We start from the raw sequence: 14,393 nt of genomic DNA, 5'->3' as shown, positions 1-14,393 counted from the left end.
CAGGATGTTGGCTTAGAAGCAGCCATCATTTAAAGAAAGCGTAACAGCTCACTGGTCTAAATAAGGGTCTTTGCGCCGAAAATGTAACGGGGCTAAAGCCATGCACCGAAGCTGAGGATTTGCAGTTTACTGCAAGTGGTAGCGGAGCGTTCCGTAAGCCTGTGAAGGGAGACCCGTGAGGGCTCCTGGAGGTATCGGAAGTGCGAATGTTGACATGAGTAACGATAAAGGGAGTGAGAGACTCCCTCGCCGAAAGACCAAGGGTTCCTGCTTAAAGTTAATCTGAGCAGGGTTAGCCGGCCCCTAAGACGAGGCGGACACGCGTAGTCGATGGGAACCACGTTAATATTCGTGGGCCTGGTGGTAGTGACGGATTGCGTAACTTGTACATTCTTATTGGATTGGGTGTGCAGGGAAGCGGTTCCAGGAAATAGCTCCACCGTATAGACCGTACCCGAAACCGACACAGGTGGTCAGGTAGAGTATACCAAGGCGCTTGAGAGAACTCTGCTGAAGGAACTCGGCAAATTGCACGCGTAACTTCGGAAGAAGCGTGACCCCAAGGCACGCAAGTGTTTTGGGGTGGCACAGACCAGGGGGTAGCGACTGTTTATCAAAAACACAGGGCTCTGCGAAGTCGCAAGACGACGTATAGGGTCTGACGCCTGCCCGGTGCTGGAAGGTTAAGAGGAGAGGTGCAAGCTTTGAATCGAAGCCCCAGTAAACGGCGGCCGTAACTATAACGGTCCTAAGGTAGCGAAATTCCTTGTCGGGTAAGTTCCGACCTGCACGAATGGCGTAACGACTTCCCCGCTGTCTCCAGCAGAGACTCAGTGAAATTGAATTCCCCGTGAAGATGCGGGGTTCCTGCGGTTAGACGGAAAGACCCCGTGCACCTTTACTATAGCTTTACACTGGCATTCGTGTCGGCATGTGTAGGATAGGTGGTAGGCTTTGAAGCAGGGACGCCAGTTTCTGTGGAGCCATCCTTGAAATACCACCCTTATCGTCATGGATGTCTAACTGCGGCCCGTTATCCGGGTCCAGGACCGTGTATGGTGGGTAGTTTGACTGGGGCGGTCGCCTCCGAAAGAGTAACGGAGGCGCGCGATGGTTGGCTCAGACCGGTCGGAAATCGGTCGTCGAGTGCAATGGCATAAGCCAGCCTGACTGCGAGACTGACAAGTCGAGCAGAGACGAAAGTCGGTCATAGTGATCCGGTGGTCCCGCGTGGAAGGGCCATCGCTCAACGGATAAAAGGTACGCCGGGGATAACAGGCTGATGACCCCCAAGAGTCCATATCGACGGGGTTGTTTGGCACCTCGATGTCGGCTCATCGCATCCTGGGGCTGGAGCAGGTCCCAAGGGTTTGGCTGTTCGCCAATTAAAGCGGTACGTGAGCTGGGTTCAGAACGTCGTGAGACAGTTCGGTCCCTATCTGCCGTGGGTGTAGGAATATTGACAGGATCTGTCCCTAGTACGAGAGGACCGGGATGGACATATCTCTGGTGGACCTGTTGTCCTGCCAAGGGCATAGCAGGGTAGCTATATATGGAATGGATAACCGCTGAAGGCATCTAAGCGGGAAACCAACCTGAAAACGAGTATTCCCTTGAGAGCCGTGGAAGACGACCACGTTGATAGGCCGGGTGTGGAAGCGCAGCAATGTGTGAAGCTTACCGGTACTAATAGCTCGATTGGCTTGATCGTTCTCATTGTTCATGCTCATCTCAAGGCAAACGCGAAGCGTTTGTCCTGACAGAGCAAAGGCAAAAGCCTTTGCGACAGGCCCGGCGAACACGCAGTGTTCGTCCGGTTGTTGCTGAAGACGTGTTCAAAACTTAAGACAAACGAGGAAGTTTCCTTCCTCTACCAGCTTCTCATCACATTGCCCTTAGCCGACCTGGTGGTTATGGCGGGGTGGCCGCACCCGTTCCCATTCCGAACACGGCCGTGAAACGCCCCAGCGCCAATGGTACTTCGTCTTAAGACGCGGGAGAGTAGGTCGCTGCCAGGTCTGCTAAAGGCAATGTCATCTGGTTTTTGCGGAAGCGAAATACCTCTGGTTTTTGCGGAAGCGAAATACCAGCAGGTTTTGTCGCAAGACAAATACCGACAACAATCTTCTCGACACACATTCGGCCCTGCCGAAACCAAAGGGCCGCTTCAAGCGGCCTTTATGCTTTCCAAACCTCGGATACGAGGTCAGCGTAACAAACGGTATTTTGCCTCCGGCAAAAACCGGACCGGAAATACGATCTTTGCCTTCGGCAAAAATCGGTCGGTATTTTGCCTTACGGCAAAAACCGGGTAACGCGGGGTGGAGCAGCCCGGTAGCTCGTCAGGCTCATAACCTGAAGGCCGCAGGTTCAAATCCTGCCCCCGCAACCAAATCAAAAAGCCCCGCAGGCGTAAGCCGCGGGGCTTTCTCGTTTGGGGCAGGCGAGAGCCACCGCATGTCTTCGTCAGGCAAGACAACCGTTTCTTCCCCCGTAACGAAAACAGCGCGGTATCGTCCCCGTGTTCGGCAGCGGCCCCATAATCGTTCTCCCTGAAACAGGAATGGACGACATGGACAAGACCGACAACCTCAGCCTCCCCTATATCCTGCCTTCCCAGGCGCAGAAGCACGTCACCCATAACGAGGCCATCCGCGCGCTGGACGCCATGCTGCATCTGGCGGTGCTCAGCCGTGCCGTCGCAAACCCGCCCGAAAACCCCGCCGGCGGCGACCGCTACATCGTGCCCCCGGGCGCCACAGGAGACTGGAGCGCAAAGGAAACAAGCGTGGCGGCATGGCAGGACGGCGCCTGGGCCTTCTATGCGCCGCGCGAAGGCTGGCTCGCCCATGTCCTCGACGAAAACCGCATCCTCGTGTTCAAGGCCGGCAGCTGGAGCCCCGCCGCCTTTGCCGTCGCCATTCCAGACCAGGTCGGCATCAACACCTCCGCAGACGCAACAAACCGCCTCGCCGTCGCCTCCCCAGCCTCCCTCTTCACAAATGAAGGCGCAGGACACCAGATCAAGATCAACAAAGCCGCAACCGCCCACACCGCATCACTCCTCTACCAAACAGCATGGTCCGCAAGAGCAGAATTGGGACTCGCTGGCAACGACGCCTTCAGCATCAAGGTCAGCCCGGACGGCGCCACTTTCCGTGAGGCGATCGTCATCAATCCCGCAACCGGTAAACCAGCATTCCCCAGCGGCGCGCAGGGACTGCGCGAGCAGCTTTCGGCGGACCGCACCTACCACGTCGCGCCTACCGGCGGTGACGGCAATGATGGCCTGTCGACCGGCGCGCCTTTCGCCACGCTGCAAAAGGCGATCGACACCGCGCTGGCGCTCGATTGCGCCCGCCACGACGTGACGATCCAGCTGGCGGATGGCACCCATGCAGGGGCGAGCGTTTCCCGACCGCTTCTCGGTGGCGGCCGGCTGACGATCCGGGGCAACGAGACGACACCCGCGTCCGTCATGCTGACCGGCGGTCTGTCCTTCGCCAATGGTGTCCATGCCAAGGTCTCGGGCCTTAGGATCGCCATCACCACGGACCTCATCCATGCGCTTTCTGTGGGCAACGGCGTGACGCTACGCATCGGCAGGATGGAGTTCGGCGCCGTCGGCGCCAATGCCGACCACATCTTCTGCGACAATCCCTGCAAGATCCTTCTGGAGGACAATTACACGATCACCGGCGGCGCGCGGCGTCACATGAATATCGGCGGCGGCGGTTCTCTCTCGGGTGCCGGGCGCACCTTCACGCTGACGGGCACGCCCGCCTTCACCCAGTTCGCCGCCACTAGCCATTGCGGCACGATCGCGCTGTCGAGCGCCGCCGTCGTCGGCAGCGCCACGGGCAGCCGCTACATTGCCGACACAAACGGGGTGATCAACACCTTTGGCAAGGCCGCGACCTTCCTGCCGGGATCGACCGCCGGGACGAATCCTTCGGGCGGCATTTATGCCTGAGCGCGAAACATAGCCTGCACTGTAACCCGGCGGCCTCTTGCCTTGAGGCCGCCGGGCTGGCTATGAATTGGCCATGTCACTCGAATCCGTCCGCGCCTTCTTCGCTGAAAAAGCTCCCGATATCGCCGTCATCGTCACCGAGCAGAGTTCGGCGACCGTGGCGCTCGCCGCAGCGGCGCATGGCGTCGAGCCGGCGCAGATCGCCAAGACGATATGTGCGCGGGTCGGCGAAGACATCGTGCTGATCGTCGCGGCGGGAACGGCGCGGCTCTCCAACCGGAAATTCAAGGACCGCTTCGCCGCCAAGCCGCGCATGCTGGATGCCGAGCAGGTGGTGGCGGCGACGTCCCATCCGGTGGGCGGCGTGTGCCCCTTCGGCCTGCCGACGGACCTGCCCGTCTACTGCGACCGGTCGCTCAGCGACTTTGCGGAGGTGGTGCCCGCCGCCGGCGCCACCAATGCGGCGGTGCGAATCGCACCGGAGCGCATGGCCGCGCTTGTCAACGCCGAATGGGTCGATGTGTGCGAGTGAAACGGCGCGTCCTGCCGGTAGGCCGTGAAAGAGTTTCGCTCAAATCCGGGGAAATCGCCGGCTAGCGCCAAGGCGCGGGACATCGCAATATGACAAAATCGTGATCCTGGTGACCGCCTTCGGCCGGACGCCGTTCACGGGCGCGGAATTTTCGCGCGCCCATGCTGCGCTGTTGCGCGAGATGGGCTGGAGCCGGGGTGCTGGAGGAGCTTGACCCGGAAATGTTCTTACGGTGACGCCAGGGGCGTCAGGGGGAAACAGCATGTTTGAGAAGTTTTTCAAACTGAACGAGCACGGCACGACCGTGCGCACAGAGGTGATCGCGGGTCTGACAACCTTCCTCACCATGTCCTATATCATCTTCGTCAACCCGGACATCCTGTCGACCACGGGCATGGACAGGGATGCGGTCTTCGTCGCGACCTGTCTGGCGGCCGCTCTCGGCTCGATGGTCATGGCGCTCGTCGCCAACTGGCCGATCGGCATGGCGCCCGGCATGGGGCTCAACGCCTTTTTCGCCTTCACGGTGGTCGCGGCACTGGGCTTCACCTGGCAGCAGGCGCTCGGTGCGGTCTTCATCTCCGGCATCATCTTTGTCATCCTGACAGTAACAGGCGTGCGCAGCTGGCTGATCGCCGGCATTCCGCATTCGCTGCGCAGCGCGATCGCCGCCGGTATCGGCCTCTTCCTCGGCATCATCGCGCTGAAGAGCTCCGGCATCGTGGTGGACAATCCCGCGACGCTGGTCGGCCTCGGCGACCTCAAGCAGACCGGCCCGCTGCTCGCGATCTTCGGCTTCTTCGTCATCGCCGTGCTGGATGCGCTGCGCGTCAAGGGCGCCATCCTCATCGGCATCCTGGCGGTGACCGTGCTGTCCTGGATCTTCGGCGTCAGCGAGTTCCGGGGCGTCGTCTCGGCACCGCCGTCGATCATGCCGACCTTCCTGCAGCTCGATATCATGGGCGCCCTGCATGGCGGCCTGCTGCATGTCATCCTCGTCTTCGTGCTCGTCGAGGTGTTCGATGCCACGGGCACGCTGATCGGCGTCGCCAAGCGCGCCAATCTCATCCAGGAGGGCAAGCCGAACCGTCTCGGCCGCGCGCTGCTCGCCGACAGCACGGCGATCGTCGCCGGCTCGATGATCGGCACGAGCAGCACCACCGCCTATGTCGAAAGCGCCTCGGGCGTGCAGGCCGGCGGCCGCACGGGCCTGACCGCCTTCGTCGTCGCCATCCTGTTCCTCGCCGCCCTCTTCATCTCGCCGCTCGCCGGCTCCGTGCCGACATACGCGACGGCACCGGCGCTGCTTTACGTCGCCGGCCTGATGATGCGCGAACTGACTGAGGTGGAATGGGAAGATCTGACGGAAGCGGCACCCGCCGCGCTCACCGCGCTCGTCATGCCCTTTACCTATTCTATCGCCAACGGTCTTGCTTTCGGCTTCATCAGCTATGCGGTGCTGAAGCTCTTCACCGGCAAGTGGCGGCAGATCCATCCGGCAACGGCCATCGTCGCCGTGCTCTTCATCATCCGCTTCGCCTTCTTCGCGGAGTAGGCGAACAACCAAAATGAAAAGGGCCGCGTCATCGACGCGGCCCTTTTTTCCTTTCCGGTCGTCCCTGATCTCAGCGGATCAGGAACGGTTCGTCGTAGAAATGCTCCTCCAGGTTCACGCCCTCACCGCCGCGGTCGATGACGGCAAAGTCGGAGACCGCGTCGAGCGGCGTCAGGATGCCGTGCCAGACATTGCGGCCGATATTGACGCCCTGTCCGGGCGCCGTGCGGAAGGCGATGGGATCGGCTGGGCCATCGGCGGTTTCGTGCGCCACCACAACGAGGAAGGATGCATCGCTGAGCGGGATGAACGCCTGGCTGCCGAGCGGATGGCGCTCGACCATGGTCAGTTCCAAAGGCAGCGGATAGGGTTCGCCGCGCAGCAGGCTGATCATCGGGCGGGCCTTTTCGCCCGTCGTCTCGATGTAAGCGAGGTCGTGGTAGCGCGTGCACTTGCCCGCATTGATGGGGAACTGGTGCGCGCCCTGTTGCTCGATGACCTGGCCGAAGGGCGCGAAGGCCTCCCGGGTCAGCGGCTTTATGTCGATGGTCTTCATGTTTCCTCCCACGGCGCAACGGCCAGATGCGGACAGGCACGATTGCCGTCCGGATGTGATGGCGACGGGGTGGGGAGATGCCCCGTCGCCCTATGGATACCAGAACTTTGTCAGCCTGGCAGCAGAGCTTTCAACCGCAGCAGCGCGATCCGCTCGACCTGCTTGCAGGCGGTGGCGAATTCCGTATCGCGGTCGTTGGCGATGCGCGTTTCGAAGGCGGCGAGAATGCTCTCCTTGGTGTTATCGCGCACGGCGATGATGAAGGGGAAGCCGAACTTCGCGACATAGGCATCGTTGAGCGCGGTGAAGCGGTCGCGCTCGGCGTCGGTCAGCGCATCGAGCCCGGCGGAGGCCTGCTCTTCGGTCGAGCTTGCCGTCAGCCGCTTCGCCTGCGCCAGCTTGCCGGCGAGATCGGGATGCGCGACGAGCACGCCCAGCCGCTCCTCGGCGCTGGCGGCACGGAACTGGAACGTGAGGGCTGCGGCAAGGCCGATGGCCGTATCGTTGGCCGGCGAAAGTTCACCGGCAAAGGCGCGGCGCGCGATCCACGGCGAATGCTCGAAAATATCGCCGAAGCGCGCCACGAAGGCCGCCTCATCCATGCGCGACGGGCGCTCGGCCACGGCCTGCGGCGGATGGGTCCTCGCCCAGTGTTCGGCGATATCGACGCGGCGGGCAACCCAGACCTTGTCATGGCTCTGCACGTAGTCGATGAAGCGGGCAAGCGCCATGACGCGGCCGGGGCGGCCGATCAGCCGGCAATGCAGGCCGATCGACATCATCTTCGGGCTGCCGGCCGCGCCCTCGGCATAGAGCGCGTCGAAACTGTCCTTGAGGTAGCTGAAGAACTGGTCGCCGCTGTTGAAACCCTGAGGCGTGGCAAACCGCATGTCGTTGGCGTCGAGCGTATAGGGAATGATGAGCTGCTGGCGGCCTGCGTGCTCGTACCAGTAGGGCAGGTCGTCGGAATAGGTGTCGGAGATATAGTCGAAGCCGCCGGTCTCGGTGACGAGGTCGACGGTATTGACCGAACAGCGGCCGGTATACCAGCCGCGCGGCCGCTCGCCGGTGACGAGCGTGTGCAGGCGGATCGCCTCGGCGATGGCCTGGCGCTCCTCGTCGGCCGGCATGTCCTTGTGCTCGACCCATTTGAGGCCGTGCGAGGCGATTTCCCAGCCGGCCTCGAGCATGGCGGCGACCTGCGCCGGCGACCGCTGCAGCGCGGTTGCCACGCCGTAGACCGTGACGGGCACGGCCTTTTCCGTCAACAGCCGGTGCAGGCGCCAGAAGCCGGCGCGCGCGCCGTATTCGTAAATGGATTCCATGTTCCAGTGGCGCTGGCCGGCCCATTGCGCCGCGCCGACGATCTCTGAAAGGAAGGCTTCGGACGCCGCGTCGCCATGCAGCACGCAGTTTTCACCGCCCTCCTCGTAGTTCAGCACGAACTGCGCCGCAATGTGGGCGCCGTCAGGCCATTGGGCTGCCGGCGGGGTCTCGCCATAGCCATGCATGTCGCGGCAATATCGCATGAACGCTCCTCCAACGTTGGTATGGCGCATGTCTAGCCGAAAACCGCGCGCGTAATTTCCCCGGAAAATTTGAAAGTCTCGAACGATCTCGCTGCTTTTCAGCGGATTGGGGCTGACAGATAGTGAATGCAGGCGCATTGTGTTCGGGAGGGTAACATGCAGTCTCATCGCCAGGGAGCCGGACGGCTCACGACCCATGTTCTGGACACGGCGCGCGGCAGGCCGGCAGAGGGCCTGCGCATTGATCTCTATCGGGTAGACGGCGACGCATTCCACCTGATCGCCACGACGAAAACCAATGACGACGGGCGTTGCGATGCGCCCTTGCTTGCGGGCGAAACGATGAAGGCCGGCACCTACGAACTGCGCTTCCATGCCGGCGATTATCTGGGCCGCAGCGCGGAAGGGCCGCTTTTCCTCGATATCATCCCGATCCGCTTCGGGCTTGCCGACGAGGACGCGCATTACCATGTCCCTCTTCTCGTCTCGCCTTTCAGCTATTCCACCTATCGCGGGAGCTAGAGCCATGACAGCCGCAACGATCCGCTCCGAACTGCGCTTCGTCCTCAACGGGCAGGATGTGACGCTGCGGGATGTCGCGCCCGACCAGACGCTGCTCGACTGGCTGCGCGTCTCGCGCCTGCTCAAGGGCACCAAGGAAGGCTGTGCGGAAGGCGACTGCGGCGCGTGTACCGTGCTCATCGGCCGGCTGACCCCGGCGGGCGGCCTCGTTTATGAGGGCGTCAATGCCTGCATCCGCTTCATGGGCTCGCTTGACGGTTGTCACGTCGTGACGGTGGAGCATGTCGCCGCGCGCGACGGCACGCTGCATCCCGTGCAGCAGGCCATGGTGGATTATCACGGCTCGCAATGCGGCTTCTGCACGCCTGGCTTCGTCATGTCGCTCTATGCGCTGTGGATGGAGGCGCCGAACCCCAGCGATCAGCAGATCGAGACGGCGCTGCAAGGCAATCTCTGTCGCTGCACCGGCTACGAGCCGATCCTGCGCGCCGCCCGCGCCATTTCGAGCTATGGCGGCACGGACAGGGATCCGCTGCTTGCCGAGCGCGCCGCGATGATCGAACGGCTCAAGGCGCTGAAGGACGGCGCGCGCGTCGAGATGGGCACCGGCAGGAACCGCTTCGTGGTGCCGGCAAACCTTGACGACTTCGCGGCTCTGCTGGCGGCCGAGCCCACCGCGACCGTGGTCGCCGGTTCCACCGATGTCGGCCTGTGGGTGACGAAGCAGATGCGCGACATCACGCCCGTCGTCTTCATTGCAGGGCTTGACGAACTCAAGTCGATCGCGATGCAGGACGGCACGGTGTCCATCGGCGCTGGCGTCACCTACAGCGAGGCCTTCGAGACCCTGTCCGCGCAGATCCCGGCACTCGGCCCGCTGATTGCCCGCATCGGCGGCCAGCAGGTGCGCAATATGGGCACGATCGGCGGCAACATCGCAAACGGCTCGCCGATCGGCGACACGCCGCCCGCACTGATCGCGCTCGCCGCCACGCTGACCTTGCGCAAGGGCGCGGAGCGGCGCACCATCCGCCTTGAAGATTACTTCATCGCCTATGGCAAACAGGACCGCCAGCCGGGCGAATTCGTCGAGGCCGTGCATGTGCCCGTGCCGAAGGCGGCGGAGCGCTTCGCCGTCTACAAGGTGACCAAGCGGCGCGACGAGGACATCACGGCCACGCTCGGGGCTTTCCGGCTTTCGCTCGCCGCCGATGGCACGGTCGAGGATATCTGCATCGCCTATGGCGGCATGGCGGCGACACCGAAGCGCGCCTTTGCCGTGGAAAAGGCGCTGATCGGCCAGCCGTGGAACGAGGCCACCGTGGAGGCAGCCATGGCGAAATATGCCGAGGACTACCAGCCGTTGACCGACATGCGTGCCACGGCCGAATACCGCGCGCTGGTCGCAAGGAACCTGCTGATGCGGTTCTTCCTGGAAACGACATCCGCCGCGACGCCCGCCCAGGTGTCCAGATACGAGGCTGCGTGAGGCCATGAACAAGCACACCCCCGACCTCAAGGCCGAGAAGATCGAAGGCGGCGTTCATGCGAGCGTGCGCCACGATTCCGCGCACAAGCATGTCGCCGGCAGCGCCGTCTATATCGACGACATCACCGAGCCCGCCGGCACGCTGCATGCCGGGCTCGGCCTTTCCACCGTCGCGCATGGCACGATCCGGGCGATCGATCTTTCGGCGGCGCTTGCCGCCCCGGGCGTCGTCGACGTGCTGACCCATGCGGACATTCCCGGCGAAAACGACATCTCGCCATCGGGCATGCATGACGATCCCGTGCTTGCCGCCGGCAAGGTGCAGTTCCACGGCCAGCCGATCTTCTGCGTGATCGCCGAGACGCGCGAGCAGGCGCGTCGCGCCGCGCGCCTCGCGAAGGTCGATTATGAGGAAATGCCTGCCGATATCGACATCTGGGATCTCGATGCCGCGACCCACCCGCAGGTCTTCCCGCCGCTCACGCTGAAGCGCGGCGAGGCGGCGGTTGCGCTTGAAAGCGCGCCGCGTCGCATCAAGGGCCGCATGCGGCTCGGCGGGCAGGATCACTTCTACCTTGAGGGACAGGTGTCGCTGGCGGTGCCCGGAGAGGACGACGAAGTTCTCGTCTACTGTTCTACGCAGGGGCCGAGCGAGACGCAGCACATGGTCGCCCATGCTCTGGGCGTGCCGAGCCATGCCGTGACCATCGAGGTGCGCCGCATGGGCGGCGGCTTCGGCGGCAAGGAAACCCAGGCCAACCAGTGCGCAGCGCTTGCCGCCATTGCCGCCAAGCGCCTGAACCGCGCGGTGAAGCTCCGGCTCGACCGCGACGAGGACATGGTGGCGACCGGCAAGCGGCACGATTTCGCCATCGATTACGATATCGGCTTCGACGATGAAGGCCGCATCCACGCCGTCGATTATACTTTTGCACTCAGAGCCGGCTTTTCGGCCGATCTTTCCGGGCCGGTCGGCGACCGCGCGCTGTTTCACTGCGATAACGCCTATTTCTTCCCGCATGTGCACGCAAAGACCGCGCTGCTGCGCACCAACACCGTCTCCAACACCGCGTTCCGCGGCTTCGGTGGCCCGCAGGGCATGGTGGGCGCCGAGCGCGTCATCGACGAGATCGCCTTTGCAACTGGCAAGGACCCGCTGGACATCCGCAAGCTGAATTTCTACGACGCGATGGGCGTCGAAGGGGAACGCAACCTCACGCCTTATCACCAGAAAGTTGGGGACTGCATCATCCAGCGCATCGTCGCGGAGCTGGAGGAAAGCGCCGATTATGCCGGTCGCCGCAAGGCGATTGCCGACTTCAACGCCGGGAGCCGCATCGTCAAGCGCGGCATCGCGCTGACGCCGGTCAAGTTCGGCATATCCTTCACCAAGACGGAATCCAACCAGGCCGGCGCGCTGGTGCATGTCTATACGGACGGCTCCGTGCACATGAACCACGGCGGCACGGAAATGGGCCAGGGCCTGCACCTGAAGGTCGCGCAGGTGGTGGCCGAGGAGTTCCAGATCGATCTCGACCGGGTGAAGATCACGGCGACGACAACGGCCAAGGTGCCGAACACCTCGCCGACGGCGGCTTCTTCGGGCGCGGACTTGAACGGCATGGCCGCGCAGGACGCAGCGCGTCAGATCAAGAACCGGCTGATAGACTTCGCCGCCGAAAGCCATCAGGTGCCGCGCGACCAGGTGGTGTTCCTGCCCAACCGGGTGCGCATCGGCAATTCGGAAATGGCCTTCAACGATCTGGTGAGGAAGGCCTATGTGGCCCGCGTCCAGCTCTCGGCCGCCGGCTTCTACAAGACGCCGAAAATCCACTGGGACCGCTCCAAGGGGCGCGGCCACGCCTTCTATTATTATGCCTATGGCGCGGCCTGCTCGGAGGTCTCCGTCGACACGCTGACCGGCGAATATGTCGTCGAGCGCACCGACATCCTGCACGACGCCGGCCGTTCGCTGAACCGGACCATCGATATCGGCCAGGTCGAGGGCGGCTTCATCCAGGGCATGGGCTGGCTGACGACGGAGGAATTGTGGTGGGATGGCAAGGGCCGGCTGCGCACGCATGCGCCTTCCACCTATAAGATCCCGCTCGCCTCCGACCGCCCGAAGATCTTCAACGTCGCGCTGACGGACTGGTCGGAGGCCTATGAGCCAACGATCCACCGCTCGAAGGCGGTGGGCGAGCCGCCGCTGCCGCTCGGCCTTTCCGTGTTGCATGCGCTGTCGGATGCCGTGGCAAGCGTCGCCGACCACTCGATCTGCCCGCGCCTCGATGCGCCAGCAACGCCTGAGCGCGTACTGATGGCCATCGAGCGCCTCAGGGCCGAAAAGCGGGGCTAGGGCAATGTCCGGCGCGCGCGAAGATATCCGCGATTTCCTGCGCCGCGTGCCGGCCGCCGTGCTGGTCGAGGTGACGGGCGCGGCGGGCTCGACGCCGCGCGACACCGACGCCTGGATGCTGGTGTCGGAACGGGCGATCTTCGCCACCATCGGCGGCGGCCAACTCGAATATATGGCGATCGATCAGGCTCGCCGGGCGCTGCGCTCGGGCCTGGCCGCCGAGCCGATGACCGTGCCGCTCGGGCCTGACATCGGCCAGTGCTGCGGTGGGCGCGTCGGCCTGTCCTTTGCAGCCGTCACGCCTGATATCGCAGCGCGGCTGATCGCGAAAAGCGACAGCGAGATGGCGTCGCGCCCGCATGTCTACGTCTTTGGTGCCGGCCATGTCGGCGATGCGCTGGCTATGGCGCTGTCGCTTGCGCCGCTGCGCGTCGTGCTGGTGGATACGCGCGAGGATGCGCTGGAGGCCTCGACCGTTCCGCGCATCGAGACCTGCCTGACGCCCATGCCGGAAGCCCTGGTGCGCGATGCGCCTGATGGCAGCAGCTTCGTCGTCCTCACCCACGACCACGCGCTGGATTTCCTGATCGCCGCCGAGGCGCTGAAACGGCCTGACGCCGCCTATGTCGGCATGATCGGATCGAAAACCAAGCGCGCCACCTTCCGCAACTGGCTGTCGCGCGAAAGCGCAAACCCCGCCCTGATCGAAAACCTCGTCTGCCCCATCGGCGGCGCCACGGTGAAGGACAAGCGCCCCACCGTCATCGCCACACTGGCCGCCGCAGAAATCCTGACGGCGGCGCTGGCGTGGCGGGCGGGAAACCTTCAGTCCGCCGGAGAGGCGCCAGCCGGCTCATCATCGAGCAGCTTGCCGATCAGACGCTGACAGCGTTCGGCCATGAAGTCGATCATCAGGCGGACCTTGGGGTCCTGGAAGCGCTTGTGCGGATAGATGGCTGCGAGCTGGGCGGAGGCGGGCGGGGCGTCCTTGAGGATCTCCACAAGGCGGCCCTCCGAAAGATGCGCCTTCACTTCGAACAGCGGCTTGTTGATGATGCCGCGGCCCTCCAGCGCCCATTGGGTCAGCACGTCGCCGTCGTCGCTGTCATAGGGGCCGGCCACCTCGAACTTGCGCGGGCCCTCGGCCGTCACCAGCGTCCAGTAATATTCCTTCGATCCGGGATAGCGCAGCAGAAGACAGTCATGCTTGTCGGAAATCAGCGCATCGGCGTTGGTGGGCGTGCCGCGGCGCGCCAGGTATTCGGGCGCCGCGCACAGCACGCGCTCGCATTTGAGGATGCCGCGCATACGCAGATTGGAATCCTCGAGCACGCCGAGCTTGAAGGCGATATCGACGCCTTCGGCGAGGATATCGACATTGTGGTCGGACAGGCGCAGGCGCACCTCGATATCGGGATACTGGTCGTGGAATTCGGGAATGCCCGATGCGATAAGGCGCCGGCCGATGCCGAGCGGCGCGGTGATCCTGAGCGAGCCCTTCGGGTTGCGCGACAGGTCGGCAATGGCGCCTTCCGCCTCGTTCACCGCCTCGATGATCTTGACCGCACCATCGTAGAAGACGCGGCCATGCTCGGTGGGCGATAGCTTGCGCGTCGTGCGGTTGAACAGCCGCACGCCGAGATGGCGCTCCAGTTCCTTGATGCGATTGCTGGCGACGGCCGGGGTCACGCGCTGGTCGCGCCCTGCTGCCGAGAGCGTACCGAGTTCGACCACGCGAACGAAGACGCGCACATTATCGAGATAGGACATGCGTCTTTCTACCACATCGCCGTGTAGAGCAAAGAGCCGTCCATCTTATAGATTTTTTTGAAAGTGTTCGGGACTTCCCGGGATTTCAGCGAAAATCACTTGATGGCA

10 protein-coding genes, 1 tRNA gene and 2 rRNA genes (1 of these 13 running past the window's edge) are annotated in these 14,393 nt (G+C 63.3%); 10 read left to right on the top strand and 3 right to left on the bottom strand.

Annotation, left to right across the window (positions count from 1 at the left end; translation table 11 throughout):
• From MNR02_RS16930 to MNR02_RS16905, 6 genes are all read left to right on the top strand, one after another.
• Positions 1 to 1,711: ribosomal RNA gene (locus MNR02_RS16930) — 23S ribosomal RNA — on the top strand; it begins 1,088 nt to the left of the window's first position.
• Positions 1,712 to 1,903: 192 nt separating this feature from the next.
• Positions 1,904 to 2,018, top strand: a 5S ribosomal RNA gene (gene rrf / locus MNR02_RS16925).
• A gap of 297 nt (positions 2,019 to 2,315) precedes the next feature.
• Positions 2,316 to 2,392, top strand: a tRNA-Met gene (locus tag MNR02_RS16920).
• Between the two features lie 180 nt (positions 2,393 to 2,572).
• Positions 2,573 to 3,973, top strand: coding sequence for a DUF2793 domain-containing protein (locus tag MNR02_RS16915; protein WP_241947601.1), 1,401 nt, complete (start codon positions 2,573 to 2,575; stop codon positions 3,971 to 3,973).
• 73 nt (positions 3,974 to 4,046) lie between these two features.
• Positions 4,047 to 4,505 (top strand): YbaK/EbsC family protein, encoded by a 459-nt coding sequence (locus tag MNR02_RS16910; protein WP_241947600.1) that lies wholly within the window; start codon positions 4,047 to 4,049, stop codon positions 4,503 to 4,505.
• Positions 4,506 to 4,767: 262 nt separating this feature from the next.
• Positions 4,768 to 6,060, top strand: a complete 1,293-nt coding sequence (locus MNR02_RS16905; protein ID WP_241947599.1) for an NCS2 family permease — start codon at positions 4,768 to 4,770, stop codon at positions 6,058 to 6,060.
• A gap of 70 nt (positions 6,061 to 6,130) precedes the next feature.
• On the opposite strand, the gene MNR02_RS16900 is transcribed toward MNR02_RS16905, so the two are convergent.
• Both MNR02_RS16900 and puuE read right to left on the bottom strand, forming a co-directional pair.
• Positions 6,131 to 6,616: an ureidoglycolate lyase gene (locus MNR02_RS16900; RefSeq protein ID WP_241947598.1), complete on the bottom strand. Its 486-nt coding sequence runs from the start codon at positions 6,614 to 6,616 to the stop codon at positions 6,131 to 6,133.
• Between the two features lie 110 nt (positions 6,617 to 6,726).
• Positions 6,727 to 8,145 carry an allantoinase PuuE gene (puuE, locus tag MNR02_RS16895; protein ID WP_241947597.1) on the bottom strand — a complete coding sequence of 473 codons (1,419 nt, stop codon included), beginning with the start codon at positions 8,143 to 8,145 and terminating at the stop codon, positions 6,727 to 6,729.
• Positions 8,146 to 8,301: 156 nt separating this feature from the next.
• On the opposite strand from puuE, the gene uraH reads away from it, so the two are divergent.
• The 4 genes from uraH to xdhC are packed head-to-tail and all read left to right on the top strand — an operon-like array spanning position 8,302 to position 13,401.
• Positions 8,302 to 8,667, top strand: coding sequence for a hydroxyisourate hydrolase (gene uraH / locus MNR02_RS16890; RefSeq protein WP_241599328.1), 366 nt, complete (start codon positions 8,302 to 8,304; stop codon positions 8,665 to 8,667).
• Between the two features lie 4 nt (positions 8,668 to 8,671).
• A complete protein-coding gene (xdhA, locus tag MNR02_RS16885; RefSeq protein WP_241947596.1) occupies positions 8,672 to 10,156 on the top strand; it encodes a xanthine dehydrogenase small subunit in 1,485 nt (494 codons plus the stop codon).
• A gap of 4 nt (positions 10,157 to 10,160) precedes the next feature.
• Positions 10,161 to 12,515, top strand: coding sequence for a xanthine dehydrogenase molybdopterin binding subunit (xdhB, locus tag MNR02_RS16880; RefSeq protein WP_241947595.1), 2,355 nt, complete (start codon positions 10,161 to 10,163; stop codon positions 12,513 to 12,515).
• A 4-nt stretch (positions 12,516 to 12,519) separates the two neighbouring features.
• On the top strand, positions 12,520 to 13,401 hold the full coding sequence (gene xdhC, locus MNR02_RS16875; RefSeq protein WP_241599337.1) for a xanthine dehydrogenase accessory protein XdhC: 882 nt from the start codon (positions 12,520 to 12,522) through the stop codon (positions 13,399 to 13,401).
• On the opposite strand, the gene MNR02_RS16870 is transcribed toward xdhC, so the two are convergent.
• The gene (locus MNR02_RS16870; RefSeq protein ID WP_241599340.1) at positions 13,341 to 14,285 is read right to left on the bottom strand and encodes a LysR family transcriptional regulator; all 945 of its coding nucleotides are present in this window, start codon (positions 14,283 to 14,285) and stop codon (positions 13,341 to 13,343) included. The genes xdhC and MNR02_RS16870 overlap by 61 nt on opposite strands.
• Between the last annotated feature and the right edge of the window lie 108 nt (positions 14,286 to 14,393).

The sequence above is a fragment of the Shinella sp. H4-D48 genome, from assembly GCF_022637395.1.
GTDB classification, from domain to species: domain Bacteria; phylum Pseudomonadota; class Alphaproteobacteria; order Rhizobiales; family Rhizobiaceae; genus Shinella; species Shinella sedimenti.
This window is presented reverse-complemented; position numbering and strand designations above follow the sequence as displayed.